25 protein-coding genes are annotated in these 26,250 nt (G+C 73.5%); 20 read left to right on the top strand and 5 right to left on the bottom strand.

All coding sequences use genetic code 11. The features are described from left to right. Positions 1–16: 16 nt before the first annotated feature. On the bottom strand, positions 17–700 hold the full coding sequence (gene cofC, locus ACIP37_RS29760) for a 2-phospho-L-lactate guanylyltransferase (RefSeq protein ID WP_363585717.1): 684 nt from the start codon (positions 698–700) through the stop codon (positions 17–19). Positions 701–932: 232 nt separating this feature from the next. On the opposite strand from cofC, the gene ACIP37_RS29755 reads away from it, so the two are divergent. The 3 genes from ACIP37_RS29755 (at position 933) to ACIP37_RS29745 (ending at position 4,011) form a co-directional block, all read left to right on the top strand. After that, complete coding sequence (locus ACIP37_RS29755; protein ID WP_350882958.1) at positions 933–1,757, top strand: lysophospholipid acyltransferase family protein; 825 nt, start codon at positions 933–935, stop codon at positions 1,755–1,757. Positions 1,758–1,771: 14 nt separating this feature from the next. After that, a complete protein-coding gene (locus tag ACIP37_RS29750) occupies positions 1,772–2,755 on the top strand; it encodes an NAD(P)H-dependent glycerol-3-phosphate dehydrogenase (RefSeq protein WP_079135606.1) in 984 nt (327 codons plus the stop codon). 110 nt (positions 2,756–2,865) lie between these two features. After that, complete coding sequence (locus ACIP37_RS29745; RefSeq protein WP_350882957.1) at positions 2,866–4,011, top strand: D-alanine--D-alanine ligase family protein; 1,146 nt, start codon at positions 2,866–2,868, stop codon at positions 4,009–4,011. Between the two features lie 67 nt (positions 4,012–4,078). Here the strand turns inward: ACIP37_RS29745 and ACIP37_RS29740 are convergent, their stop codons facing one another. Together ACIP37_RS29740 and ACIP37_RS29735 are read right to left on the bottom strand one after the other, a co-directional pair. After that, the gene (locus tag ACIP37_RS29740) at positions 4,079–4,597 is read right to left on the bottom strand and encodes a DUF3515 domain-containing protein (RefSeq protein ID WP_363375955.1); all 519 of its coding nucleotides are present in this window, start codon (positions 4,595–4,597) and stop codon (positions 4,079–4,081) included. Positions 4,598–4,617: 20 nt separating this feature from the next. Next, the gene (locus tag ACIP37_RS29735) at positions 4,618–4,851 is read right to left on the bottom strand and encodes an Lrp/AsnC ligand binding domain-containing protein (RefSeq protein ID WP_363375953.1); all 234 of its coding nucleotides are present in this window, start codon (positions 4,849–4,851) and stop codon (positions 4,618–4,620) included. 205 nt (positions 4,852–5,056) lie between these two features. Between ACIP37_RS29735 and ACIP37_RS29730 the strand changes: the two genes are divergently transcribed. The 3 genes from ACIP37_RS29730 (at position 5,057) to thiD (ending at position 8,155) form a co-directional block, all read left to right on the top strand. Beyond that, positions 5,057–6,022, top strand: a complete 966-nt coding sequence (locus tag ACIP37_RS29730; RefSeq protein WP_363585718.1) for a thiamine-phosphate kinase — start codon at positions 5,057–5,059, stop codon at positions 6,020–6,022. Positions 6,023–6,218: 196 nt separating this feature from the next. After that, positions 6,219–7,244, top strand: coding sequence for an ATP-dependent 6-phosphofructokinase (locus tag ACIP37_RS29725; RefSeq protein ID WP_363585719.1), 1,026 nt, complete (start codon positions 6,219–6,221; stop codon positions 7,242–7,244). A 65-nt stretch (positions 7,245–7,309) separates the two neighbouring features. After that, entirely contained in the window at positions 7,310–8,155 is an 846-nt protein-coding gene (gene thiD, locus ACIP37_RS29720) for a bifunctional hydroxymethylpyrimidine kinase/phosphomethylpyrimidine kinase (protein ID WP_400806236.1), read from the top strand. 177 nt (positions 8,156–8,332) lie between these two features. Here thiD and rpmB read toward each other — a convergent pair whose 3' ends face one another. Next, entirely contained in the window at positions 8,333–8,518 is a 186-nt protein-coding gene (rpmB, locus tag ACIP37_RS29715) for a 50S ribosomal protein L28 (RefSeq protein ID WP_014138233.1), read from the bottom strand. 299 nt (positions 8,519–8,817) lie between these two features. Here rpmB and ACIP37_RS29710 point away from each other — a divergent pair, with 299 nt between their 5' ends. From ACIP37_RS29710 to mutM, 10 genes are all read left to right on the top strand, one after another. Further along, positions 8,818–10,449, top strand: coding sequence for a DAK2 domain-containing protein (locus ACIP37_RS29710; protein ID WP_363624916.1), 1,632 nt, complete (start codon positions 8,818–8,820; stop codon positions 10,447–10,449). A gap of 51 nt (positions 10,450–10,500) precedes the next feature. After that, a complete protein-coding gene (gene recG / locus ACIP37_RS29705; protein ID WP_363585722.1) occupies positions 10,501–12,717 on the top strand; it encodes an ATP-dependent DNA helicase RecG in 2,217 nt (738 codons plus the stop codon). 105 nt (positions 12,718–12,822) lie between these two features. Next, positions 12,823–13,356 (top strand): hypothetical protein, encoded by a 534-nt coding sequence (locus ACIP37_RS29700; protein WP_363585723.1) that lies wholly within the window; start codon positions 12,823–12,825, stop codon positions 13,354–13,356. Between the two features lie 132 nt (positions 13,357–13,488). Then, complete coding sequence (rsmD, locus tag ACIP37_RS29695; RefSeq protein ID WP_363585724.1) at positions 13,489–14,073, top strand: 16S rRNA (guanine(966)-N(2))-methyltransferase RsmD; 585 nt, start codon at positions 13,489–13,491, stop codon at positions 14,071–14,073. 49 nt (positions 14,074–14,122) lie between these two features. Further along, positions 14,123–14,614, top strand: coding sequence for a pantetheine-phosphate adenylyltransferase (coaD, locus tag ACIP37_RS29690; RefSeq protein ID WP_363585725.1), 492 nt, complete (start codon positions 14,123–14,125; stop codon positions 14,612–14,614). A 206-nt stretch (positions 14,615–14,820) separates the two neighbouring features. Next, entirely contained in the window at positions 14,821–16,032 is a 1,212-nt protein-coding gene (locus tag ACIP37_RS29685; RefSeq protein WP_363585726.1) for a cell division initiation protein, read from the top strand. Between the two features lie 172 nt (positions 16,033–16,204). Continuing rightward, the gene (locus ACIP37_RS29680; protein ID WP_063347695.1) at positions 16,205–16,849 is read left to right on the top strand and encodes a DUF177 domain-containing protein; all 645 of its coding nucleotides are present in this window, start codon (positions 16,205–16,207) and stop codon (positions 16,847–16,849) included. Between the two features lie 2 nt (positions 16,850–16,851). After that, a complete protein-coding gene (rpmF, locus tag ACIP37_RS29675; RefSeq protein ID WP_030056747.1) occupies positions 16,852–17,025 on the top strand; it encodes a 50S ribosomal protein L32 in 174 nt (57 codons plus the stop codon). Positions 17,026–17,045: 20 nt separating this feature from the next. Next, positions 17,046–17,837 carry a ribonuclease III gene (gene rnc / locus ACIP37_RS29670; RefSeq protein WP_350882931.1) on the top strand — a complete coding sequence of 264 codons (792 nt, stop codon included), beginning with the start codon at positions 17,046–17,048 and terminating at the stop codon, positions 17,835–17,837. Between the two features lie 51 nt (positions 17,838–17,888). After that, a complete protein-coding gene (mutM, locus tag ACIP37_RS29665) occupies positions 17,889–18,767 on the top strand; it encodes a bifunctional DNA-formamidopyrimidine glycosylase/DNA-(apurinic or apyrimidinic site) lyase (protein ID WP_363631492.1) in 879 nt (292 codons plus the stop codon). Between the two features lie 31 nt (positions 18,768–18,798). On the opposite strand, the gene ACIP37_RS29660 is transcribed toward mutM, so the two are convergent. Beyond that, the gene (locus ACIP37_RS29660; RefSeq protein WP_363585728.1) at positions 18,799–19,719 is read right to left on the bottom strand and encodes a hypothetical protein; all 921 of its coding nucleotides are present in this window, start codon (positions 19,717–19,719) and stop codon (positions 18,799–18,801) included. Between the two features lie 293 nt (positions 19,720–20,012). Here ACIP37_RS29660 and ACIP37_RS29655 point away from each other — a divergent pair, with 293 nt between their 5' ends. From ACIP37_RS29655 to smc, 4 genes are all read left to right on the top strand, one after another. Continuing rightward, positions 20,013–21,371 (top strand): hypothetical protein, encoded by a 1,359-nt coding sequence (locus ACIP37_RS29655; RefSeq protein ID WP_400806224.1) that lies wholly within the window; start codon positions 20,013–20,015, stop codon positions 21,369–21,371. Positions 21,372–21,492: 121 nt separating this feature from the next. Further along, a complete protein-coding gene (locus ACIP37_RS29650) occupies positions 21,493–21,792 on the top strand; it encodes an acylphosphatase (protein ID WP_350882923.1) in 300 nt (99 codons plus the stop codon). A gap of 402 nt (positions 21,793–22,194) precedes the next feature. After that, positions 22,195–22,398, top strand: a complete 204-nt coding sequence (locus ACIP37_RS29645) for a hypothetical protein (protein ID WP_063347689.1) — start codon at positions 22,195–22,197, stop codon at positions 22,396–22,398. Positions 22,399–22,588: 190 nt separating this feature from the next. Continuing rightward, positions 22,589–26,239 carry a chromosome segregation protein SMC gene (smc, locus tag ACIP37_RS29640; RefSeq protein ID WP_363585730.1) on the top strand — a complete coding sequence of 1,217 codons (3,651 nt, stop codon included), beginning with the start codon at positions 22,589–22,591 and terminating at the stop codon, positions 26,237–26,239. Positions 26,240–26,250 lie beyond the last annotated feature (11 nt).

The raw sequence follows: 26,250 nt of genomic DNA, 5'->3' as shown, positions 1-26,250 counted from the left end.
TCCCGCGGGGCGCCGGTCAGGCCCGCGCCAGCCGGGCGAACAGGACGCTGGTGTACGGGCCGAGGCCGAGCGCCGCGGCCTCGCCGAGGTCCGCGCCGGTGTCGACGTCCCGGCGCACCGACTCCACGTCCGCCAGGCGAAGTTCGAGTGCTCCGCCGGCCGCGTGCCGGGCCCGCGAGCCGTCCCCGAAGGCGGGCGAGAGCGGGCGGCCGGGGGTACAGGCGAGCAGCGTGGTGCCGAGGCCTGGGGAGTCCGGCAGGAAGGCCCGGCCGTCCGGCGGCACCGCGCCCAGCACCCGGGCCAGTTCGACCGGGCGCAGGGCCGGCAGGTCCGCCGAGAGGGCGGCCAGCGGCGAGCGCGGGGCGAGCGCCAGGGCGGCCGCCGTGCCGTGCACCAGCGCCTCGTTGAGGCCCTCGCCGGGTTCGTCGGCGACCACCACCGCGCCCAGTGCCGCCAGCCGGGCGCCGGCCGCCGCGTCCCGGGTGACCACCAGGACCCGGGCGACGCCCGGGGTGGCCAGTGCGGCGGTGGCGGTGTCGAGCGCGAAGGACAGCGCGAGGTCCGCCCGGTGCGGCCCGGCGTACGGGGCCAGTCGGCTCTTCGCGAGGGCGAGCGGCTTGAGCGGCAGCACCAGCGACCAGTCGGTGGCGGGTGCGGGGGGCGCGACGGGCCCGTTGGGGCGTACGGTGTCCTGGGTCATCGGCGTCATTGTGACGCCGGTCCCGGAGCCCTCGCCAGGCCGTCCGATCTGTGCGGACGTGCGTTTGATCACGCCTGCCGGGCGGGTTGGTGCGGTCGCTCGACAGCCGGTGAGCAGCCGGGCGAGACTGTTCCGCGCCCGTCACCCGGGCACCGGTCCCGTACCGGTGCGCGGCACCGGGAGGTTATGACCGCGGCACCCCACGTGCCGCTTCGGATGAGGAGGACCTGGGGTGGCCCGCCGCTCGTACGCCAAGTTCGGCAACGCCGACTACGGCATCTGGTACCGCTTCGCGGCCGTGCTGGTGAAGCCGGTGACGACCGCGCTGGTGAAGCCCGACTGGCGGGGCTGGGAGCACCTTCCGAAGGAAGGCGGCTTCATCGCCGCGGTGAACCACAATTCGATCATCGACCCGGTGATCTACGCGCACTGGCAGTACAACAGCGGTCGTCCGCCGCGCATTCTCGGCAAGTCCTCGCTGTTCTCGATTCCCTTCATCGGATTCATGCTGCGCAAGACCGGCCAGATTCCGGTGTTCCGCGAGTCCACCGATGCCGCGCAGGCTTTCCGGGCCGCTATCGACGCCGTCAACGGCGGCCAGTGCGTGCAGTTCTACCCGGAGGGCACACTCACCCGGGACCCGGACCTGTGGCCGATGACCGGCAAGAGCGGCGTCGCCCGGGTCGCGCTGATGACCGGCGCGCCGGTCATCCCGGTCGCACACTGGGGAGCGCACGAGATCATCCCGCCGTACGGCCGTCCGGGCTTCGGGAAGGGCAAGTTCAACCTCTTCCCGCGCCACCGGGTCACCGTGGCGGCGGGGCCCGCGGTGGACCTGAGCAAGTACCGGGGCCAGGAGCTCACCGCCCAGGTGCTCAACGACGCCACCGAGGACATCATGACGGCGATCACCGCCGTGCTGGCCGACGTCCGCGGCGAGGAGCCGCCGGCCGAGCGCTACGACATGCGCAAGGCCGCCCGGAACCGCGCCGCCGCGGCCGCCGCCGAACGCCGGCGCGCCAAGGGCGGCAACGACGACGAGGAGGGCGGCCGGTGACCCGCTGCGCAGTGATGGGGACGGGCTCCTGGGGCACCGCCTTCGCGATGGTGCTGGCCGACGCGGGCAGCGACGTCGTCCTGTGGGCCCGCCGCCAGGAACTCGTCGACGCCATCAACACCACGCACGAGAACCCGGACTACCTGCCGGGCGTGCCGCTGCCGGGCTCCGTCCGGGCCACCACCGACGCCGCCGAGGCGCTGGCCGGCGCCGACTTCGCCGTCCTGGTGGTGCCCTCGCAGACGCTGCGCGACAACCTGGCCGCCTGGACGCCGCTGATCGAGCCGCAGACCGTGCTGGTGAGCCTGATGAAGGGCATCGAACTCGGCACGGCCAAGCGGATGAGCGAGGTGATCGACGAGGTCACCAAGGTCGGCCCGGAGCGCGTCGCGGTGGTCAGCGGGCCCAACCTGGCCCGGGAGATCGCCAACCGGCAGCCCGCCGCCAGCGTCGTCGCCTGCGCGGACGAGGCGGTCGCCAAGCGGCTCCAGGCGGCCTGCCACACGCCGTACTTCCGCCCGTACACCAACACCGACGTGCTGGGCTGCGAGCTCGGCGGAGCGGTCAAGAACGTGATCGGCCTGGCGGTCGGCATGGCGGCCGGCATGGGGCTCGGCGACAACACCAAGGCGACGCTGATCACCCGCGGGCTGGCCGAGACCACCCGGCTCGGCGAGGTGCTCGGCGCCGACCCGCACACCTTCGCCGGGCTCGCCGGGATGGGCGACCTGGTCGCCACCTGCTCCTCGCCGCTGTCGCGCAACAACACCTTCGGCATGAACCTGGGCCGGGGCATGTCGCTCGCGGAGACCATCGCGGCGACCCGGCAGACCGCGGAGGGCGTCAAGTCCTGCGAGTCGGTGCTCGACCTGGCCCGGCGCAACGGCGTCGACATGCCGATCGTCGAGGCGGTGGTGGATGTCGTGCACAACGGGCGGCCCACCCAGGAGGCGCTCCAGGCCCTGATGTCCCGTTCGGCGAAGGCCGAGCGGCGCTGAGCGGTGCCGAGCGGTGCTGAGCGGCGCTGACGGCGAGGCGGTGGTCCGGGGCGGTGGTCGGGGGCGGCTGACGCCCCGGAAACCCTTCGCACGGTAGTCTCAAACCCGATATGAGCATCGAACAGTCCTCCCCGAACCCGTCCGCTGCGAAGCCGCGCGTCGCGCTGGTCTTCGGCGGACGCAGCTCCGAGCACGGCGTCTCGGTGGTCACCGCCGGCAGCGTGCTCAAGGCGATCGACCGCGAGAAGTACGAGGTGCTCCCGATCGGGATCACCCCCGAGGGCCGCTGGGCGCTGGTCAGCGACGAGCCCGCCCGGATGGCGATCACCGACGGCCGGATGCCGGACGTCCCGGGCGTCGCCGAGTCCGTGGACGGGCAGGTCGCGCTGCCGATCGCCCCGGGCGACCGGGAGGTCGTCCTGAGCGAGCCGGGGAGCACCCCCAAGGCCCTCGGCGAGGTCGACGTGGTGTTCCCGCTGCTGCACGGCCCCTGGGGAGAGGACGGCACCCTGCAAGGCCTGCTGGAGCTGTCCGGCGTGCCCTACGTCGGCAACGGCGTGCTGTCCAGCGCGGTCGGCATGGACAAGGAGTTCACCAAGCGGATCCTGGCCTCGCACGGCCTGGGCGTCGGCCGGTACACCATCGTGCGGCCGCGCGACTGGGAGAGCGAGGCCGGCCGCGCCGCGGTGCGCGAGCGGGCCGCCGAGCTCGGCCTGCCGCTGTTCGTGAAGCCCTGCCGGGCCGGCTCCAGCATGGGCATCACCAAGGTCAAGGACCTCGCCGACCTCGACGCCGCGATCGAGGAGGCCCGCCGGCACGACCCCAAGCTGATCATCGAGGCCGGCGTGAGCGGCCGCGAGATCGAGTGCGGCGTGCTGGAGACCGAGGACGGCCCGAAGGCCAGCCTCCCGGCCGAGGTGCTGGTCGGCGACGGCTTCGACTTCTACGACTTCGAGGCCAAGTACATCGACTCGTCCGAGGTGCAGATCCCGGCGAAGCTCGACGACGAGCAGACCGCCGAGATCCGCCGCCAGGCGGTGGCCGCGTTCGACGCGCTCGGCTGCGAGGGCCTGGCCCGGGTGGACTTCTTCCTGCTGGAGGACGGCACCTGGATGGTCAACGAGATCAACACCATGCCCGGCTTCACCCCGATCTCGGCCTACCCGAAGATGTGGGAGGCCACCGGGCTGTCCTACCCGGAGCTGATCGACCGGCTGCTCCAGGCGGCGCTGCGCCGCTCGACCGGCCTGCGGTAGCCGCGCGCGAACGACGGAGGGCGGGCCGGGAAGCTCCCGGCCCGCCCTCCTCGGCGCGCTCGCGGGCTCAGCCCGGGACGGTGGCCTTCACCGCGCCGGTGAGGGCGGCGGCCGGGTCGAAGGGGTTGGCCGCGGCACCGGCCGGGACGGTCACCTCGACGTAGGCGGCGCGCATGGTCGTCACGAAGCGGTAGCCGCCGTCGGTGAGCTTCTGCGACCACCAGGTGACGTCGTCCACGGTCGGCGACCAGTCCTTGGCGTGCTCGCCGTCCAGTTCCTCCGGACGGTCGATGCCGCAACGCAGCACCGTGCGGGGCGAGCTGGCCCACGCGGCCACGTACGGCGAGGCGGGCGACGGGTCCTTGCGGGCGTGGCCGAGCAGCTCCTGCGGCAGGGCCGCGGCCAGCGCGCGGCAGTACTCGGCCGCCTTGCCGCCCGGCCGGGGGGCCGCCACCGATTCGTCGGCGGAGCCCCAACTGCCGAGCAGCACGACGACCGTGCAGGTCAGGGCGAGCGGCAGGGCCAGCCAGCGGACGGGCGCCGGCAGTGCCGTCAGCGCCCGGGGGATTCGGAGTTCTCTGGCCACCCGCCGATGGTAGCCGGGTCTTACAGGTGCACCACCGGACAGGTGAGGGTGCGGGTGATGCCCTCGACCTGCTGGACCTTGGCCACCACCAGGCGGCCCAGGTCGTCCACGGTGTCGGCCTCGGCCCGGACGATGACGTCGTACGGGCCGGTGACGTCCTCGGCCTGGAGGACGCCGGGAATCTCGGAGATCGACTGGGCCACGGCGGTGGCCTTGCCGACCTCGGTCTGGATCAGGATGTATGCCTGTACCACGGGGACCTCCGGCGGCCGGTTACGGGGATCGCCGCCGTGATCGCCCGGACGGTCGTCGGGGTGGGAACGGGCTCACCGGCAGTCTGATCACCACGCTACCGCGCGGTGGGCCGGGGAGGGGAGACCCCGACACCCCGGAAGGGCGTACGCTGCGCGCGGGGGCGCGACGGGGACGAGTTCAGATGGACATGCGAGAGGACGGCAGATGCAGGGGACCGTGGGCGAGCTCGGCGAGTTCGGTCTCATCAGGGAGCTGACCGCCCGGGTGCCGCTCACCGACGCGGTGGACCTCGGCCCCGGTGACGACGCCGCGGTGGTGAAGGCCCCGGACGGCCGGGTGGTGGCCACCACGGACGTCCTGATCGAGAACCGGCACTTCCGCCGGGACTGGTCCACCGCCTACGACGTGGGCCGCAAGGCCGCCGCCCAGAACCTCGCCGACGTGGCCGCCATGGGAGCGGTGCCCACCGCGATACTGCTCGGCCTGGTCGCCCCCGCCGACCTGCCCACCACCTGGGCCACCGAGCTGATGGACGGGCTGCGCGACGAGTGCCAGGTGGCCGGGGCGACGGTGGTCGGCGGCGACGTGGTGCGCGGCGACACCGTCACGCTGGCCATCACGGCGCTCGGGGACCTCCAGGGGCGCGCGCCGGTGACGCGCGCCGGCGCGCAGGTCGGCGACGTGGTCGCGGTGACCGGCTGGCTCGGCTGGTCGGCCGCCGGACTCACCGTGCTGCAACGCGGCTTCCGCTCCCCGCGCGCCTTCGTCGAGGCGCACCGCCGGCCCGAGCCGCCGTACCACGCGGGCCCGGGCGGCGCCGAGTTGGGCGCGACCTCGATGATCGACGTGAGCGACGGACTGGTCGCCGACCTCGGCCACGTGGCCCGGGCCAGCGCGGTGGACATCGACCTGAAGGCCGCCGACTTCGACGTCCCGGCGCAGATGGCCGACATCGGACAGGCGGTCGGGGTGGACCCGCTCGTCTGGGTGCTGTCCGGCGGCGAGGACCACGCGATCGTGGCGACCTTCCCGCGCGGGGTCCAACTCCCGGCCCGCTGGCGGGTGGTGGGCGAGGTGACCGGCCGCCCCCGGGGCAGCCGCAGCGGCCGGGTGACGGTGGACGGCGCGCCCTGGGACCGGGTCGGCGGCTGGGACCACTTCGCCGAGTGACGGGCGGCCGCGCCGATTGTCGTACGGCACACGGCGGGTGACCCCCGGACACCGGCGCGCGGCGGGCGGCGCGTGACCCCCGGACTCGCGGCGCACGGGCTTCGCGGGTCCGTTTTGCGTAGGCTGGCGACAACCGAGCCCGCCCGCCGTCTGGTGTGGGTGGTCTGAACCACTGCGAGCGGGAGCGCACCCAGTCATGCGTATCGGTGTACTGACCAGCGGCGGCGACTGCCCCGGCCTCAACGCGGTGATCCGCTCCGTCGTGCACCGGGGCACGGACGTGCACGGCGACGAGATCGTCGGCATCCTGGACGGCTTCCTCGGCCTGATCGAAGGCCGCACCCGGCCGGTCTCGCACGACGACGTCACCGGCCTGCTCACCCTCGGCGGCACCGTCCTGGGCTCCGCCCGGGTGCAGCGCGAGCGGATCTCCTGGGCGGTGGAGAACGCGAGGACGCTGGCCCGGGACATCGGCATCGACGCGCTCATCGCGATCGGCGGCGAGGGCACGCTGACCGCCGCCAGGCTGTTCAGCGACGCCGGACTGCCGGTCGTCGGGGTGCCCAAGACCATCGACAACGACATCAACGCCACCGACGCCACCTTCGGCTTCGACACCGCGGTGCACGTCGCGACCGAGGCGATCGACCGGCTCAAGACCACCGCGGAATCCCACCAGCGCGTCATGGTCGTCGAGTTGATGGGCCGTCACACCGGCTGGATCACCCTCACCGCGGGCATGGCCGGCGGTGCGCACGGCATCCTCATCCCGGAGAAGCCCTTCGACATCGAGGCGGTGGCCCGGATGGTCGACGACCGCTTCGACCGCGGCAAGAAGTTCGCCATCATCGCCGTCGCGGAGGGCGCCGCCCCGCTGCCCGGCACCATGCGCTTCGACCACGGCGAGGTCGACCAGTACGGCCACCGGACCTTCGGCGGGATCGGCAACCGGCTCGCCCACGAACTGGAGAACCTGCTCGGCAAGGAGGCCCGCCCGGTCATCCTCGGGCACACCCAGCGCGGCGGCACCCCGACCGCCCGGGACCGCGTGCTCGCCACCCGCTTCGGCTGGCACGCCGTCGAGGCCGTCCACCAGGGCGCGTTCGGCCACTTCACCGCGCTGCGCCGGACCGGGATCGAGCTGGTGCCGATCGCCGACGCGGTGACCAGGCTGAAGACGGTGCCGGAGGACCGCTGGGTGGAGTCCGAGGCCGTGCTCTGAGGCCGTGCTCTGGTCGCGCGCAGGTAGGGTGCCGCGCTCCGAACGCGCGCAGGTAGGTTGACCTCATGGCCCACCCGTCTCCCACCCCCGCCCCTGGCCGACGCGCTGCGCGCGGCCCCTCCACCGCCCCTCCCCGCGTGCTCACCGTCGCCGGCTCCGACTCCGGCGGTGGCGCCGGCATCCAGGCCGACCTCAAGGCGATGCTCGCTCTCGGCGTCCACGGCATGAGCGTGATCACCGCCGTCACCGCGCAGAACTCGCTCGGCGTCCAGGGCTACTGGGAGCTGCCCGCCGAGGCCGTCCGGGCGCAGTTCCGCAGCGTGGTCGACGACATCGGGGTGCAGGCCGTGAAGACCGGCATGCTCGCCTCGATCGAACTGGTCGAGACCGTCTCCGAACTGCTGGCCGGGGTGGACGCCCCGGTGGTCGTCGACCCGGTCGGCGTCTCCAAGCACGGGGACGCCCTGCTGGCCGCCGAGGCCGTCGCCACCGTCCGCGAACGGCTGCTGCCGGTCGCCACCCTGGCCACCCCCAACCTGCACGAAGTGACCCAGCTCACCGGCCGGACGGTCGAGGACGAGGGGCAGATGCTGGACGCCGCCAAGGCGTTGCTCGACCTCGGGCCGGGCTGGGCGCTGGTCAAGGGCGGCCACCTGGAGGGTGAGGCCGCGGACCTGCTCTACGGCGGGCCCGGCGAGGTGCACTGGTACCGGGCGCCGCGCTACGACAACCGGCACACCCACGGCACCGGTTGCACCCTGGCCAGCGCGATCGCGGCCGGGCTGGCCAAGGGCGAGTCGCTGCCGGAGGCGGTCGGCTCGGCCAAGGCCTACATCACCGGCGCGATCGCCGGCGGCTTCGCGCTCGGTGCCGGGATCGGCCCGGTCGACCACGCCTGGCGCTGGCGCTGACCCGGCCGGTGGGCGGGCCCGGGGGCCCGCCCACCACCACGGATGTGGCGGGGAACACGGGTGCGGCGGGAAGCCGGCGGGAAATCAGCGGCCGGAAAGCGCGGCGGAAAAACAGTGAAGCCGGTTCATCCGAGGATGAACCGGCTTCACTGGAGGACCGGCATGCCGGTCTGCGCGTCAGCGCGAGACCTTACCGGCCTTGATGCACGAGGTGCAGACGTTGAGCCGCTTCGGCGTCCGCCCAATCACAGCGCGCACCGTCTGAATGTTGGGGTTCCAACGACGGGGGGTACGGCGGTGCGAGTGGGAGATGCTGTTGCCGAAGCCCGGCCCCTTGCCGCAGACGTCGCAGTTGGCAGCCACAGGAGTCACTCCAAGACTTCAGATCATTTACGTTCGACAACCCCGCTGGACCAGCGGAGCACTCGCGTGAACCTGACCGGACCGAGGGGTGAGCCTGGATTGTTCCAGGCAACCGGAAGAGCATACAACGCCTGTTCCGGTTCAACGAAACTACCATGTCCGGCAGGGTGATCGCTCCGGTCGCCGGTCCGGGCGACCCTCCCCGGCCCCCGATAACCTGCCGGTATCACCCCTCGCCGCGGCCTTGGCCGTGCTGCTGCCCCGCAGGCCGTCGCGGCGTCCCACCCGGAGGAGACCTGGTGCTGCACACGCTCGACGCCCCGGCCGTGCGCACCTGGTGCCAGCTCGCCCTGCGTGCGCTCGGCCAGGCCCGCGAGGAGATCGACGCGCTCAACGTCTATCCCGTCCCGGACGGTGACACCGGCACCAACCTCTACCTGACCGTCGAGTCCGCCGCCGCCGAGGTGGAGAGCCGCTTCGCCGACCCCGCCGCCGACCCGGCCCCCGGCCTGGCCGACACCGCACGGGCGATGGCCCGCGGCGCGCTGGTCGGCGCCCGCGGCAATTCCGGGGTGATCCTCGCCCAGTGGCTGCGCGGCACCGCCGAGACGCTCGCCGAGGGCGGCGGCGCCGACCAGCTGCGGGCCGCCCTGCAACGGGCCGCCGACTCCGCCTACCAGGCCGTCGCGGAGCCCGTCGAGGGCACCCTGCTGACCGTCGCCCGGGTCGCCGCCCGGGAGGCCGTCCGGGCCGGGGACGGGCTCGCGCAGGTCGCCGACACCGCCTACCGGGCCGCCCGGGACGCGCTGCGGCACACCCCCGAACAGCTCGCCGTGCTGGCCGAGAACGGGGTCGTGGACGCCGGCGGACGCGGCCTGGTCGCCGTGCTCGGCGCGCTCGCCGACGCCGTCGCCGGGCAGCAGCCGATGGGCCCGGTCGCGCTGCGCGGGGACGTCCGGGAGGTCGACAGCTGCGCGGTGCACCTGAGGCCGCCGGGCCCCGGCCACCCCGCGTTCGAGGTGATCTACCTGCTCGACGCGCCCGACGAGGCCCTGCCCGCGCTGCGCGAGCGGCTCGGCGCGCTCGGCGACTCCCTGGTGGTCGGCGGCGGCGACGGCCTGTGGAACGTGCACGTCCACGTGGACGACGCGGGCGCCGCCGTCGAGGCCGGGGTCGAGGCCGGGCGGCCGCACCAGATCCGGATCACGCACTTCGCCGAGGCCGCCGCCCGGGCCGGCAGCGCCGCCGAGCGCGGCGAACGCCGGGACCGGGCCCGCGCGGTGCTCTGCGTGGTGTCCGGCGGGGGACTGGCCGAGTTGTGCGAGCAGGCCGGCGCCGTCGCCCTGCACGCCGACCCGGACCGCCCGCCGGCCAGTGCCGAACTCGCCGCCGCCGTGCGCCGCTCGGCCGCCCGCGAGGTCGTCCTGCTGCTCAACGACCCCGAACTGCGCGCCGCCGCCGGGGCCGCCGCCGACCAGCTGCGCGAGGAGGGCGTGCGGATCGCCGTGCTGCCGACCCGCTCGCCGGTGCAGGGCCTGGCGGCGCTCGCGGTGCACGAGGGCGGGCGCCGCTTCGACGAGGACGTGGTCGCCATGACCTCCGCGGCAGGTGCCACCCGGTACGCCGAACTCGCCGTGGCCGAGGGGGAGTCCTGGACGATGGCCGGGGTCTGCCAGGCCGGGGACGTGCTCGGCCTGATCGACGGCGACGTCGCGGTGATCGGCACCGGGCTGGCCGAGGTCGGGGCGAGCGTGCTGGACCGGATGCTCGGCGCAGGCGGCGAACTCGTCACCCTGGTCCTCGGCGAGGGCGCCGACGAGGCGCTCGCCGACCGCCTGGTGGCACACGCCCGGCACCGGCGGCCCGAGGTCGACGCGGTGGTCTTCCACGGCGGCCAGGAGTCCGCGCCGCTGCTCATCGGGGTGGAGTAGGGCACGCCGCGGAGCCCGGAATGTCGGCCCCGTGGTGTAAACAGGGGCCTGATGGGCGCTCTCGATGAACCACTGACCAAACTCGTCGGCGACCGCACCGCGAAGGTGCTCGCCGACAGCCTCAAGCTGCGCACGGTCGGGGACCTGCTGCACCACTATCCGCGCCGCTACGTCGAGCGCGGCCAGCTCACCAGCCTGGACGAGCTGGAGATCGACGAGCACGTCACCGTGCTGGCCCGGATCGAGAAGGTCACCCTGATCCCGTTCCGCGGCCGCAAGGGCGACCGGCTGGAGGTCGTCGTCACCGACGGCCGCAGCCGGCTCTCGCTGGTCTTCTTCAACCAGGGCTGGCGGCAGAAGGAGCTCAAGTCCGGCGCCCAGGGCCTGTTCGCGGGCAAGGTCGGGGTCTTCAACCGCAGCCGCCAGCTGGTCTCGCCGGACTACCAGCTGCTCGACGAGGAGGCCGGGTCGGACGCCGCCCGGCAGTTCGCCGGCCGGCTGATCCCGGTCTACGGCGCCAGCGCGCAGATGCCCAGCTGGAAGCTGTCGATCTGCGTCGAGACGGCCCTCACCAAGCACCTGGGCGACGTCGGCGAGCCACTGCCCGCCGAACTGCGCGAGCGGCACGGGCTGATCCCGCTGCCCGAGGCGCTGGAGCTGATCCACCGCCCGCGCGGCCAGGCCGACCGCGAGCTCGCCCAGAGCCGGTTGCGCTGGGACGAGGCCTTCGTCCTCCAGGTCGCCCTGGCCCAGCGCCGGGCCGCCGAGTCCGCGCTGCCCGCCGTCCCGCGCAGGGCCCGCGCGGGCGGCCTGCTGGACGCCTTCGACGCCCGGCTGCCGTTCACCCTCACCGAGGGCCAGCAGAAGGTGTCCGCCGAGATCGCCGCCGATCTCGCGAGCGAGCATCCGATGCACCGGCTGCTCCAGGGCGAGGTCGGCTCCGGCAAGACCCTGGTCGCGCTGCGCGCCATGCTCGCCGTGGTCGACGCGGGTGGCCAGGCCGTGCTGCTCGCGCCCACCGAGGTGCTGGCCCAGCAGCACCACCGCTCGATCGTCGAGATGATGGGAGACCTGGCGGAGGGCGGCATGCTCGGCGGCTCCGACCTCGGCACCCGGGTGGTGCTGCTGACCGGCTCCATGGGCGTCCCGGCCCGCCGCCAGGCGCTGCTCGACATGGCCTGCGGCGACGCGGGCATCGCCATCGGCACCCACGCGCTGATCGAGGACAAGGTCCAGTTCCAGGACCTCGGCCTGGTCGTGGTCGACGAGCAGCACCGCTTCGGCGTCGAACAGCGGGACGCCCTACGCGCCAAGGGCGAACAGCCGCCGCACCTGCTGGTGATGACCGCCACCCCGATCCCGCGCACCGTCGCGATGACCGTCTTCGGGGACTTGGAGACCTCCGTCCTCGACCAGCTTCCGGCCGGCCGCTCGCCGATCTCCACCCACGTCGTCCCCGCGCTGGAGAAGCCCAACTTCCTCGCCCGGGCCTGGGAGCGCGTGCGCGAGGAGGTCGCCAAGGGCCACCAGGCGTACGTGGTCTGCCCCCGGATCGGGGACGAGGAGCCCGCCGCCGAGCCGAAGAAGAAGCGGAAGGCGGCCGAGGAGGACCTGGAGGACGTCGCCGACGCCGGTGCCGGGAGCGACGAACGGCGGCCCCCGCTCTCGGTGGTGGAGACCGCCGGGAAGCTGGTCGGGGGGCCGTTGCAGGGCCTGCGGGTGGAGATCCTGCACGGCCGGCTGGCCCCGGAGGCCAAGGACGAGGTGATGCGCCGCTTCACGGCCGGCGAGGTGGACGTGCTGGTCGCCACCACCGTCATCGAGGTCGGCGTCAACGTCCCCAACTCCACCGCGATGGTCATCATGGACGCCGACCGCTTCGGTGTCTCCCAGCTCCACCAGCTGCGCGGCCGGGTCGGCCGCGGCAGCGCCGCGGGCCTGTGCCTGCTGGTCAGCGACATGCCCGCGGGCAGCGCCGCCCGGGCCCGGCTGGACGCGGTGGCCGGCACCCTGGACGGCTTCGAGCTGTCCCGGATCGACCTCGAACAGCGCCGCGAGGGCGACGTGCTGGGCCAGGCGCAGTCCGGGGTGAAGTCCTCGCTCAAGGTGCTCTCGGTGCTGGAGGACGAGGAGGTCATCCTCACCGCCAGGACGGAGGCCACCCGGCTGGTCGCCGAGGACCGCGAGCTGACCGCCCACCCGGAGCTGCGCACCGCGCTGGAGAGCCTGCTCGACGAGGACCGCGCGGCCTACATGGAGAAGGGCTGAGCGGCCGCCGCCGGCCCCGGAATTGTCAGACCCCCGCGAGAGAATGAAGGTGTTCAGGGCGCACCCCCAAGGTGCGTACCTGGCACGACATTTGGGGGTCCTGCCATGGCATTCCGTCATCTCAACGAGCTCCCGCTGGGCGACAAGGTCTTCCGGATCGAACTCGCCAGCGACGACGACCGCGAGGTCACCCTCACCCTGACCGGCTGGCGCGAGGGGGCGGCCGCCCAGCCGCTCGCCTCGGGCAAGCTCCGCCTGCCGGTCGAGGACGTCGCCTCGCTGCGGATCGCGCTCAACCGCGCGCTGCGGGCGCTGGCGATCGTCGCCGACGTCTCCGAGCCCATCCCCGACCGTGACGTGCTGCGCGAGCTGTACCCCGGCCACGGCGCCCCCTGGGTCCCGCAGCACGAGGAGGAGCTGGTCCGGCGCTTCCACGACGGCGAGACCGTCGCCCGGATCGCCGCCCGCTTCGGCCGCACCCCCGACTCCGTCCGCACCAAGCTGCGCGAGCTCGGGCACGACCCGCGTCGCCCCGAGTTCTGCCCGCCCGACGGCTGCCTGTCCTGGTCCCGCTACGCCTCGCCGGCGCTGCTCGGCGCGGCCGTCCCGACCCCGCCGGCGGGCTCCGAGGCGAGCTGAGACGCGCCCCGGGGCCGGCTGAGGCGGGCTCCGGGGCGGGCTGAGCCGTGACCCGGGGGCCCCACCGATCCGTCGGTGGGGCCTCGACCCGTATAGCGTGGTCGGGCAGCGACGAAAGGACCTTCCCCCACCATGACCCGCGTGATCGCCGGGCTGGCCGGCGGCCGCCGGCTGGCCGTACCGCCAGGCCGGGGCACCCGCCCGACCTCCGACAAGGCCCGTGAGGCGATGTTCTCCACCCTGGAGGCGCTGCGCGGCACCCTGCACGGGATCCGGATGCTCGACCTGTTCGGTGGATCGGGCGCGGTCGGCCTGGAAGCGCTGTCGCGCGGCGCCGAGCACGTCCTGCTGGTCGAGGCGGACGGCCAGGCGGCCCGGGTGATCCGGGAGAACGTCCGCACGATCGGCCTGCCGGGCGTGGAGGTGAAGGCCGCCAGGGCCGAGCAGGTGATCGCGGGCCCGCCCCCGCAGACCCCGTACGACCTGGTCTTCCTCGACCCGCCGTACGCCGTGACGGACGACGAGCTGCGCGAGATGCTGATCACACTCCTGGCCGGGGGCTGGCTCGCGGAGGACGCACTCGTCACCGTGGAGCGCAGCACCCGTGGCGGCGACTTCGGCTGGCCCGAGGGCTTCGAGGTGCTGCGCTCGCGCCGCTACGGCGAGGGCACGCTCTGGTACGGTCGCGCCGCCGCCGAGACCAGTCAGCACGAGTAGCGGGCCGAGGCCCGCAGCAGCCGTCACCCCACGAGGGAGCACCCACGCCATGCGCCGCGCCGTCTGTCCCGGTTCGTTCGACCCGATCACCAACGGTCATCTCGACATCATCGGGCGGGCCTCGAAGCTGTACGACGTCGTGCATGTCACGGTCCTGATCAACCGCAACAAGCAGGGCATGTTCAGCGTCGAGGAGCGGATGGGCCTGATCGAGGAGGTCACCGCGGACTTCGGGAACGTGGTGGTCGAGTCGTACCACGGCCTGCTGGTGGACTTCTGCCGGGAGCGCGGGATCCCCGCGATCATCAAGGGCCTGCGCGCGGTCAGCGACTTCGACTACGAGTTGCAGATGGCCCAGATGAACCACGGCCTGTCCGGGGTGGAGACGCTGTTCGTGCCGACCTCCCCGACGTACAGCTTCCTCTCCTCGACGCTGGTCAAGGAGGTCGCCTCGTACGGCGGGGACGTCTCCCACCTGCTGCCGGAGACGGTGCACCGGCGGCTGGTCGAGCGGATCGCGGAGCGCAGGGCCCAGCAGTAGGCGGGAGCGTCGGCATCGCGGGGCGGGCGTCCGTTTCTGCTGGTTCGTCATGACTTGTCCGATGCCCGGTCGACCGGTTCGGCTCGGGCGTTGTGACCACGCCGCGCGGTGGCCGTACAGTCTGTATTCCTGCCCCTGCGGTGAGGTTCACCGCGTCGGGCCTGCCTCCGCCGGACCGTCGGCGGCACACGGAAAGACGAAGCCCCGTGGACGTGCAGAACAAGGTCGACGAGATCGTCGCGGCGGTCGAGAACGCCCGCTCGATGCCGATGTCGGCCTCCTGCGTGGTGAACCGGGCCGAACTGATCGGCCTGCTCAACGCCCTCAAGGCGGAGCTGCCCGCCGAACTCGCCCAGGCCCAGTCGATGATGGCCGACCACGAGCAGGTGGTGGCCGGGGCCCAGGCCGAGGCCGACCGGATCATCCAGGGTGCGCACGCCGAGCGCGGCTCGCTGATCTCGGACACCGAGGTGGTCCGCCGGGCCCAGGCCGAGGCCGACCGGATCCTCGCCGAGGCCCGTGGCGAGACCGAGGCCAAGCGTGCCGAGGCCGACGACTACGTGGACAGCAAGCTCGCCAACTTCGAGGTCGTGCTGACCAAGACGCTCGGCGCCGTCGGCCGCGGCCGGACCAAGCTGCGCGGTGACTCCAGCGTCTTCGAGACCGAGTTCGACGGCGAGACGGACGGCGAGGAGTTCCAGCCGCAGCGGATCACCCCCAGCCCCGAGGTCGACGAGTACGTCGATGTGAAGCTCGCCACGCTGGAGAACGTCCTCAGCGCCACCCTGGAGGCCGTCGGCAAGGGCCGCGACAAGCTGCTCGGCAAGCGGCCGATCGACGAGCTGGGCGCCTACCTGGCCGCCGCCGACGAGGCGCAGCAGGCCAAGGAGCGCGCCGAGGCGGTGGCCGCCGGCTTCGCCACCGACGCCGAAGCCAACGGCGACGACATCGCCTGGTACCGCGAGGACGTCCCGCAGCAGCAGACCTGGCCGGAGCAGACTCCGGCCGCGGCGGGCTGGCAGGCCCCCGGCGTCGACCAGTACGCGGCCGCCCAGCAGCAGGGCGGGCAGCAGCAGGGGCAGTACGCCGAGGTGTATGCCGGCGGCTACGACCCGGCCGGCCAGGGCGACCCGTACGGTGCCCAGTGGGGGCACCAGCAGCAGGGCGCCGCGGACGGCTACCCACAGCAGCAGCACCCGGACTACGCGGCCCAGCAGCAGCACGGGGACTACGGCTATCCGCAACAGCAGCAGCCGGGTTACGGCGCGCAGCAGTACGACGCCTACACCTACCCGCAGCAGCCCGCCGCCCCGCCGGCGGTGCCGCAACAGCAGCAGCAGCCGGGTCTGGACGAGACCAGCTTCTTCGACACCAGCATGATCGACATGACCCGGCTCCGGGAGCTGGGCGGTCGCTGAGCCGGCCCTGCGCGGGCCCGGCGGAAGCTCCTGACGGGAGCGAAGTTGGGCCTGGCGGGAGACTCCGGTAGGCTGACCACTCCGGCCTTTTCGTGTCGGACTGTCGGCTTGCCCGCGCACCGTTGGTGCGGTGGCACCGCGATCGAAGATTCCCCATGGAAGTCAGGACACCTTGAACCGCCTCGACCACCGCGACCCCCTCGTGTTCGACACGCACGAGCTGGGACGTCGCCCGGGCTCGCTGCGCAAGGTGTCCCGCACTCTGGAGGCCCCCGCGGGCCTGGGGATTATCGACGTGATCGGCGTCCCCGAGAAGAGCGAGCTCCGGCTGGAGCTCCGCCTGGAGTCCGTGGTCGAGGGCGTGCTGGTCACCGGCACCGCCGAGGCCCAGGTCGAGGGCGAGTGCGCCCGGTGCCTGGAGCCCGTCGAGGACGACCTCGACGTCGACTTCCAGGAGCTGTACTACTACCCGGAGTCCGACGAGCGTCACCGCGCCCGGACCGCCGGGGCCGAGGACCTCGACGAGGACTCGGAAGAAGATACTTACCGCCTGGAGGGCGACTTCTTCGACCTCCAGCCGGTGCTGCGTGACGCGGTGGTGCTCGCACTGCCGCTGCAGCCGGTGTGCCAGGAAGACTGCCTGGGTCTGTGCTCCGAGTGCGGAGCGCGCCTGAGCGACGACCCGACGCACCACCACGACGCCGCCGACCCCCGGTGGGCGGCTCTGCAGGGACTCTCCGCCGCCCCCGGCGACGAGGGTGACGGGATCAAGAACAGCGACACCCGTGAGGGTCTCGCCGAGAACCAGGAGAAGTAGCCGTGGCTGTTCCGAAGCGGAAGATGTCGCGCAGCAACACGCGCCACCGTCGGTCCAACTGGAAGGCCGTTGTTCCGGCCCTCGTGGCGTGCGACCGCTGCCACGAGCCGAAGCTGGGTCACATCGCGTGCCCGAGCTGCGGCACGTACAACCGTCGCCAGGTCCTCTCGGTCTGATCGGCGGGGTGCACGGATCGATGTCGGACGGTAACTCCACCCGCAAGGCGTCCTCCGCCCCGAAGGGTTCCTCTTCGGGCGGTGGCAAGGCCGGTGGGCCGGCTTCGACCGAATACGACGTCCTGGAAGGGCGCCTCGGGTACACGCTCGAGCGCGCCCTTCTGGTGCGTGCCCTGACCCACCGCTCGTACGCGTACGAGAACGGGGGTCTGCCCACCAACGAGCGCCTGGAGTTCCTCGGCGACTCGGTGCTGGGCCTCGTGGTGACCGACACCCTCTACCGCGTCCACCCGGACGTGCCGGAGGGCACGCTCGCCAAGCTGCGCGCCGCGGTGGTGAACTCCCGCGCGCTCGCGGACGTCGGCCGGGGCCTGGAACTCGGCACGTTCATCCGGCTCGGCAAGGGCGAGGAGGGCACCGGCGGCCGCGACAAGTCGTCGATCCTCGCCGACACGGTCGAGGCCGTGATCGGGGCCGTCTACCTGGACCAGGGTCTGGACGCGGCCACCGAGTTCGTCCACCGGCTGTTCGACCCGCTGATCGAGGAGTCCTCCCAGCTGGGCGCCGGCCTGGACTGGAAGACCAGCCTCCAGGAGCTCACCGCCTCGGTGGGCATCGGGGTGCCCGAGTACGTGGTCATGGAATCCGGTCCGGACCACGAGAAGACCTTCACCGCGGCGGCCCGGGTGGCCGGCGAGGACTTCGGCAGCGGCGTCGGCCGCTCGAAGAAGGAGGCCGAGCAGAAGGCCGCCGAGAGCGCCTGGCGGGCGATCAAGGAGAAGTACGCCGACCGGCTGCCCGCCGGGGCGTGAGGGAGCAGTAGCCTTCCTCCTGCTGATCCCTTCCGCAGGAGGCCTGTTCCCGTGCCCGAACTTCCCGAGGTCGAGGTCGTCCGCCGCGGTCTGGCGAACTGGGTCGCCGGGCGGACCGTCGCCGACGTCCAGGTGCTGCACCCGCGCGCGGTGCGCCGCCAGCCCGCCGGCGCCGCCGACTTCGCCGCCCGGCTGACCGGCACCACCCTCGGCACCGCGCAGCGGCGCGGCAAGTACCTGTGGGTGCCGCTGGCGGGGTCCGGCGCGGGCTTCTCGCTGATCGGCCACCTCGGCATGAGCGGCCAACTCCTCGTCCAGGACCCGTCCGTACCCGACGAGACGCACCTGCGGGTGCGGCTGCGGTTCACCGACGGCGGGCGCGAACTGCGCTTCGTCGACCAGCGGACCTTCGGCGGCCTCGCGGTCGAGGAGGCCGAGGACGGCGACCCGGAGGGCACGCCGCTCTCCATCGCGCACATCGCCCGCGACCCGCTCGACCCGCGCTTCGACGACACCGCCTTCGCGGCCGCGCTGCGGGCCAAGCGCACCACCGTGAAGCGGGCGCTGCTCGACCAGACGCTGATCAGCGGGGTCGGCAACATCTACGCCGACGAGGCGCTCTGGCGCTCCCGGCTGCACTACGACCGCCCGACCGCGACGCTCACCCGCCCGCAGGCCGCCGAACTGCTGGCGAACGCCCGCGAGGTGATGACGGCGGCGCTCGCCGTCGGCGGCACCAGCTTCGACAGCCTGTACGTCAACGTGAACGGCGAGAGCGGCTACTTCTCCCGCGACCTCGACGCGTACGGCCGCGAGCACGAGCCCTGCCGCCGCTGCGGCACCCCGATCCGGCGGGCCGCCTGGATGAACCGCTCCAGCTACTTCTGCCCCCGCTGCCAGCGGGTGCCGCGGGCCCGCAGCGGGGGCTGACAGCGAGGGCTGGAAGCGGGGGCCGGGGAGCTCAGTGCTTGGCGAGTTCCGGCTGGTCGGCGGCCGCCTCGCCGGGGGAGCCGTGGGTGTCCTGGCCGAAGTAGGCGACCCCGACCGCGGACACCACCGCGAGCAGGAAGCCGACCACGCCGAGCCAGCCCAGGCCGGACTTGGAGGAGTCGCCGAGCCAGAGCACGCCGATCGCGCCGGGCAGCACCGTCTCGCCGACCACCAGCGCCGCCGTCGCGCCGTTCACCGAGCCGATCTGCAGCGCCACGGTGTGCACGTACATGCCGCCGAGGCCGCCGACCAGGATCGCGTACAGCGCCGGGTCGGAGAGCAGCTTGGCGACGTCGAACGGGTCGATGCCGTTCAGGATGCGCACGCCGACGCCCAGCGCGCCGAAGCCCAGGCCGGAGAGCAGGCCGGCGACGATCGCGCCCTTGGAGCCCATCCGCCGCACCAGCAGGCCGCCGCCGACCAGCAGCACGGTGGTGACCAGCAGCAGGCCCCAGTGGAAGGACATCGACGCGTGGTGGCCGCCCTCCGGGCCGGCCGAGACGGCCAGCAGCACCAGCGCCGAGCAGAGCACGCCGATCGAGGCCCACTCCAGTTGCTTGAGCCGGATGCCGAGCAGCTTGATGCTCAGCACCGCGGTGATCACCAGGTTGGCGCTGATGATGGTCTGCGAGAGGAACAGCGGCAGCAGCCGCGCGGCCAGCGCGCCCAGCCCGAAGCCGATCAGGTCGAGCACCGTGCCGACGATGAACTCCCAGGTGACGGCAGCCTTCGCGGTGGAGGACAGGCTCGGCCCGCCGTGCTCGGTGGTGGCGCCGGCGGCGCCCTTGGCGGCCTCCTCGCGCGCGGAACGGCGGGATCCGACGGCCTGGAGGACTGAGCCGGTGCCGTAGCAGGCGGATGCCGCCACGGCGGTGACGAGGCCGATGATCACCGGGTGCTCCGATCGGGAGATGGGTCAAGAACAGGTAATGGGACCAGTGGTCCGGGACCACTATGCCCGTCCGCGCGGTACGGTCGGCGCACCGCCCGGAACACCCTGGGCCCGCCGGGACGTACGTCCGGGCGCCGGCCGCGGTTCCCGCGCACCACCCGCGTCAGGGGCGAGTGGGGGAAACATCATCCCCGAGGAGGGGTGCGGCCCCGGCGGTCGGCGGGGAATCTTGTCACTACCAGTATGCGAAGGGTATGCCGTGCCTTGACGCCCGTCGGGGTAGCGTCGAGGGCATGAGAACCCTTGCACGACGTTCCCGGGGCGCCGGGCCGCTTGCCCTGGTGGCGGCGCTGCTGGGGCTGCTGCTCCTGCTCGCACCGACGGCCTCGGCCGCGGGCGGGCTGGACGACGCGGCCTCCACCCTGAAGCAGGGTCGGGTCTACGTCGACCCGGCGATGACCAGCCGATTCAGCCAGAGCCAGGCCGACGCCCTGACCGAGAAGATCAAGAAGGCCGACAAGCCGATCTTCGTCGCGGTCGTCCCGGCCAGCGCCCCCTACGGCGAGCGGACCGTCTTCAACGACCTGCGCACCAAGGTCGGCATCGACGGTGCCTACGCGATCTGGCGCGGTGACCAGTTCGCGGCCAAGGCAGACCGCGGCGCGATGTCGCAGGGCAGTGCCGAGCGGATCGCCGGCGCCGCCTTCCGCTCCCACAACGGCGACATCGACGCCACCCTGAACGAGTTCGTCGACAGCGCCGCCCCGCAGGCCAAGGGCACCGGGGTGAACCACAGCACCTCGATCGCCTGGGTGGTCATCCCGGTCGTGCTGCTCGCGCTGGCCGGCGCCGGCGTCTTCCTCCTCTTCCGCCGCGCCAAGACGCGCAAGGAGGAGCAGGCCCGGGCCGAGCTGGAGCAACTGCGCCGGGTGGTCGACGAGGACATCACCGCCTTCGGCGAGGAACTGGACCGGCTCGACTTCAACCCGGCCGCGACCGGCGCCGACGACACCCAGCGCACCGACTACACCCACGCCCTGGACTCGTACGAGAAGGCCAAGCGGCTGATGGACGAGGCCAAGCGGCCGGACGACGTCAAGCCGGTCACCGAGGCGCTGGAGGACGGCCGGTTCGCGCTGGCCACCCTGGCCGCCCGGCGGGAGAAGCGCCCGGTGCCCGAGCGCCGTCCCCCGTGCTTCTTCGACCCGCGCCACGGCCCGTCGGTCAAGGACGTCGACTGGGCCCCGGCCGACGGCGCCGCCCGCACCGTCCCGGTCTGCCGGTCCGACGCGGACCGGCTGGCCTCCGGCCTCGACCCGGCCATCCGTACCGTCGAGACCGAGCACGGCCCGCAGCCGTACTGGAACGCCGGCCCGGCCTACGCCCCCTGGGCGGGCGGCTACTTCGGCGGATTCGGCGGCGGCCTGCTGCCGGGCCTGCTGGTCGGCACCATGCTCGGCTCGATGATCAGCAGCCCGGCCTACGCCGCGGCGCCGATGATGGACCAGGGCTACCAGGACCAGCACGAGGGCGGCGACTTCACCGGCGCCGACTTCAACTCCTCCGACTTCAGCGGCGGCTTCGGCGACGGCGGCGGATTCGGTGGCGGGGACTTCGGTGGCGGCGGCGACTTCGGCGGCGGCGACTGGTGACCCGCTGAGCCCCACCGCGACACCCCTGCGGCCCCGCCGGACCTCCTCCGGCGGGGCCGCTCCGCGTGGTCGACGGCCCCGTGGACCTGTGACCGTCCGTCGCGTTGGTTAGGCTCGGGGCATGCACGGTCGCGACGCCCACAGTGAGGAACCGGTCCGGGTGACCGCCTGGGTCCGGGGGAAGGTCCAGCAGGTCGGGTTCCGCTGGTGGACCAGGGCACGGGCGCTGGAGACCGGCCTGACCGGCTACGCGAGCAACCTCGGGGACGGCCGGGTGCAGGTGGTCGCCGAGGGCCTGGCCGCCGACTGCGAACTGCTGCTGGACCTGCTGCGCGGCCCGGACACCCCGGGCGAGGTCAGCGGCGTCACCGAGATCTGGACGGCCGTGGGCCCCGGCTACGAGGGCTTCGAGATCCGCTGAGCCCGGCCACACCCGCGCGGGCCGGAACTGATCCGCAACTGCCGGTGTCATGCGGTTGCCATTCGGGCAGACTCGTGGTTGACTCCGCATCGAACGATGATCCACGAGCAGCTGGTGGACCCGGCCCGAGGCCCCCAGGCGTGACGACACCGCCAGGCAGGTGACAGGGTCGCGGTAGCGTGCGGTGATCGTGTTGACCCTTTCCGTCTTTGGTGAGACGCTGGAAACCCGCGCACACGACCGCGTTTTCCCGGCAGGCGCCTGCCCTCGTGAGCCCAGCTCACGATGGTTGTGCCGTAAGTGCCCAGCCAGCACTACCGGTGACGCGCCGCGCGTGCGTCCCCCTTCCCCCTAGACCTGTACCGTTCCGGTTCGGTCACTCAGCGTGGAGGACCATTCATCATGGCAAAGGCGCTTCTCGGGTACGTCGGCGGCCCCGACCCGCGAATGCTCTCCGAGATGCGACGGCTTCAGCAGCGCGTCCAGGACCTTGAATCCGAGCTCCTTCGGATGCAGGCCGAGAACGACGCGCTCGCCGCTGTCGCTGACGGGCACTCGCTGCTCAACAGCATCGATCTGGATCAGCGGGAGCCGGCTCTCACCTGAGTCCCGCCCGGTCCTCGCAGATCGACGCCGCTGTGCACTGAGCCGCTCCGAAAGGGACGCAGCTTGCAAGGGACGCCCGGTTGTGGCGTCCCTTCGTCGTGTCCGGGCCCGGGGCTCGCGGCCCGCCGGGGATACAGTCGCCGTTGACGACAGGCCCTGGGCCCTGGCGAGCGACGAGGAGACCGGCCGCGTGCACCTGAAGAGTCTGACGCTGCGCGGGTTCAAGTCCTTCGCCTCCAGCACCACCCTGCGCTTCGAGCCCGGCATCACCTGCGTGGTCGGCCCGAACGGCTCCGGCAAGTCGAACGTCGTCGACGCGCTGTCCTGGGTGATGGGGGAGCAGGGCGCCAAGTCGCTGCGCGGCGGCAAGATGGAGGACGTCATCTTCGCCGGGACCAGCGGGCGCGCCCCGCTCGGCCGGGCCGAGGTCAGCCTCACCATCGACAACGCCGACGGCGCCCTGCCGATCGACTACTCCGAGGTGACCATCACTCGGACCATGTTCCGCAACGGCGGCAGCGAGTACGCGCTCAACGGCGAGACCTGCCGCCTGCTGGACATCCAGGAGCTCCTCTCCGACTCCGGCATCGGCCGCGAGATGCACGTCATCGTCGGCCAGGGCCAGCTGGATTCCGTCCTGCACGCCGACCCGATGGGCCGCCGCGCCTTCATCGAGGAGGCGGCCGGCGTCCTCAAGCACCGCAAGCGCAAGGAGAAGGCGTTGCGGAAACTGGACGCGATGCAGGTCAATCTCAACCGCGTCCAGGACCTGGTGGCCGAACTGCGCCGCCAGCTGGGACCGCTCGGCCGGCAGGCCAGGATCGCCCGCCGCGCCGCCGGCATCCAGGCCGACCTGCGCGACGCCCGGCTGCGGCTGCTCGCCGACGACCTGCTGGCCCTCCGGCAGGCCGTCGAGGCCGAGATCGCCGACGAGCTGGCACTGCGGCTGCGCCGCACCACCGTCGAGCAGGAGCTGGCCGGTGTCGTCCAGCGCGAGGCCGTGCTGGAGGCGCAGGTCCAGCAGCTCGGCCCGAGCCTGGAGGCCGCCCGGCAGACCTGGTACCGGCTCTCCGCGCTCGCCGAGCGCACCCGCGGCACCATCGGGCTGGCCGAGGCCCGCGCCCGGCACGCCGCCGCGGGCGGGCAGGCCGAGGAGCGGCGCGGCCGCGATCCCGAGGAACTGGAGCGGGAGGCCGCGCGGGTCCGCGAGGACGAGGCCGCGCTGGCCGAGGCGCTGGAGGAGGCGCAGTACGCGCTGGCCGAGGCGGTCGAACGCAGGAGTGGACTGGAGCGCGGGCTGGCCACCGAGGAACGTCGGCTGCGGGACGCCGCCCGGGCCATCGCGGACCGCCGGGAGGGCCTGGCCCGGTTGCAGGGGCAGGCCGCCGCCGCCCGCTCCAAGGCGGCCTCCGCCGAAGCCGAGATCGGCCGGCTGACCGAGGCCGGCGGCGAGGCACTGCTGCGGGCCGAGGCCGCGCAGGCCGAGTACGAGGAGCTCCAGCGGCAGGTCGGCGGCCCCGCCGGGGACGACGAGCGGGCCGAGGCCGCCCACCAGGAGGCCCGGGAGCGGCTCGCCGCCGTCGAACGCGACCTCGCCGCCGCCCGGGAGTCGGCCGGCGCCGCCGAGCGCGAACGGGCCGGGCTCACCGCGCGGCACGAGGCGCTCTCCCTCGGACTGCGCCGCAAGGACGGCACCGGCGCCCTGCTCGACGCGGGGGAGCGGCTGAGCGGACTGCGGGGCCCCGCGGCCGCGCTGCTGCGGATCGCCCCCGGGTACGAGGTGCCGGTGGCGGCGGCGCTCGGCGCGGCCGCCGACGCGATCGCCGTCGACTCGCCCGGCACCGCCGCCGAGGCGCTGCGGCTGCTGCGTGCCGAGGACGCCGGCCGGGCCGCGCTGCTGATCGAGGGTGCCGGCCGGGCCGCGCTGCCGATCGGGGGTGCCGGTGAACCGCTCGCCGGCGTCGGAGAGTTGCCGGAAGGAGCCCGCTGGGCCGCCGAACTCGTCGACGGGCCGGCCGGGTTGGTCGGTGCCGTGCGGGGCCTGCTGGCCCGGGTGGCGGTCGTCGGCACCCTCGACGAGGCGCTGCGGCTGGTCGCCGACCACCCCGGGCTGACCGCCGTCACCGCCGCCGGGGACCGGCTCGGCGCCGACTTCGCGCAGGGCGGCTCCGACGGTGTGCCGAGCCTGCTGGAGATCCGGGCGGCGGTCGAGGAGACCGCCCGGGCGATCGCCGAACTCGCCCTCCGTTGCACCGAGTCGGCCGCACGCCTGGCCGAACTCGCCGAGCAGCGGCGGGAGTCGGACGCCGCCGTGGAGCAACTCGCCGAGCAGCGGCGGCGGCAGGAGAAGGAGCGCGCCCAGGTGGCGGGCACGCTCGGCCGCCTCGGCGGGCAGGCCAGGGCCGCCGCCGGCGAGGCCGATCGGCTGTCCGCCGCCGCCGCGCGGGCCGACCAGGGCCTGGCGGAACTCCTCGCCACCGCGGAGGAGTTGGCCGAACGCCTGGCCGCGGCCGAGGACTCGCAGGACTCCGGAGAGGACGAGCCGGACACCGCCGAGCAGCAGCGGCTGGCCGAGGCCGCCACCGGCTCCCGGCAGGCCGAGCTGGAGGCCAGGCTCGCGGTGCGCACCCACGAGGAGCGGGTCCGCGCGCTCGCCGGCCGGGCGGACCAGCTGGACCGGGCCGCCCGCGCCGAGCGCGAGGCGCGTGCCCGGGCCGCCGAGCGCCGCCGACGCGCCGAGCACGACGCCGGGGTGGCGAACGCCGTCGCGGCGGGCGCCCGACAGCTGCTGGCCTGCCTGGAGGTGTCGCTGTCCCGCGCGGACGCCGGGCGGGCGGCGGTCGAGCAGGCGCGCGCCGAGCGCGAGACCGAACTGCGGGCGCACCGCGAGCACGGCCGCGGTCTCAAGGAGGAACTGGACAAACTGGTCGACGCCGGCCACCGGGACGAGGTGCTGCGGGCCGAGAAGCGGCTGCGGATCGAGCAGCTGGAGGCCCGGGCGCTGGAGGAGTTCGGCATCGACGGCGGCGAACTGCTCGCCACCTACGGGCCGGACCAGCCCGTCCCGCCGTCGACCCCGGAAGAAGGACGGGAGCCGGGCGAGCCGCGCCCGTACGACCGGGCCGAGCAGGAGAAGCGGCTCAGGGCGGCCGAGAAGGCGTACCAGCAACTGGGCAAGGTCAACCCGCTGGCGCTGGAGGAGTTCGCGGCGCTGGAGGAGCGCCACCAGTTCCTCGGGGAGCAACTGGACGACCTCAAGCGCAGCCGGCGCGACCTGCTGGACATCGTCCGGGAGGTGGACGAGCGGGTCGAGCAGCTGTTCGCCTCGGCGTACCACGACACCGCCGCCCAGTTCGAGGGCGTCTTCGCCCGGCTGTTCCCCGGCGGCGAGGGGCGGCTGGTGCTGACCGACCCCGACCACATGCTCACCACCGGCGTCGAGGTGGAGGCCCGCCCGCCGGGCAAGAAGGTCAAGCGGCTGTCGCTGCTGTCCGGCGGCGAGCGCTCGCTGACCGCGGTGGCACTGCTGGTGGCGATCTTCAAGGCCAGGCCCAGTCCGTTCTACGTGATGGACGAGGTGGAGGCGGCGCTCGACGAGACCAACCTGCGCCGGCTGGTCGGGATCATGGAGGAGCTGCGGGAGAGCTCCCAGCTGATCGTGATCACCCACCAGAAGCTGACCATGGAGTCCGCGGACGCCCTCTACGGCGTGACCATGAAGGGCGACGGCATCTCGCAGGTGATCAGCCAGCGGCTGCGCGAGGGGCGCCGGGAGCGAAGGGCGCGCCCGATGCCTCCTCGGCGGCGCGACGAGGCTGTTGTCTCCGGGTCGACAGACTGATCCACCGGCCT

Origin of the sequence: Kitasatospora sp. NPDC088861, from assembly GCF_044750105.1 — a bacterium.
GTDB lineage: Bacteria > Actinomycetota > Actinomycetes > Streptomycetales > Streptomycetaceae > Kitasatospora.
Note: the sequence above shows the minus strand (reverse complement) of the source record. Positions and strands in the feature narration are given on the sequence as shown.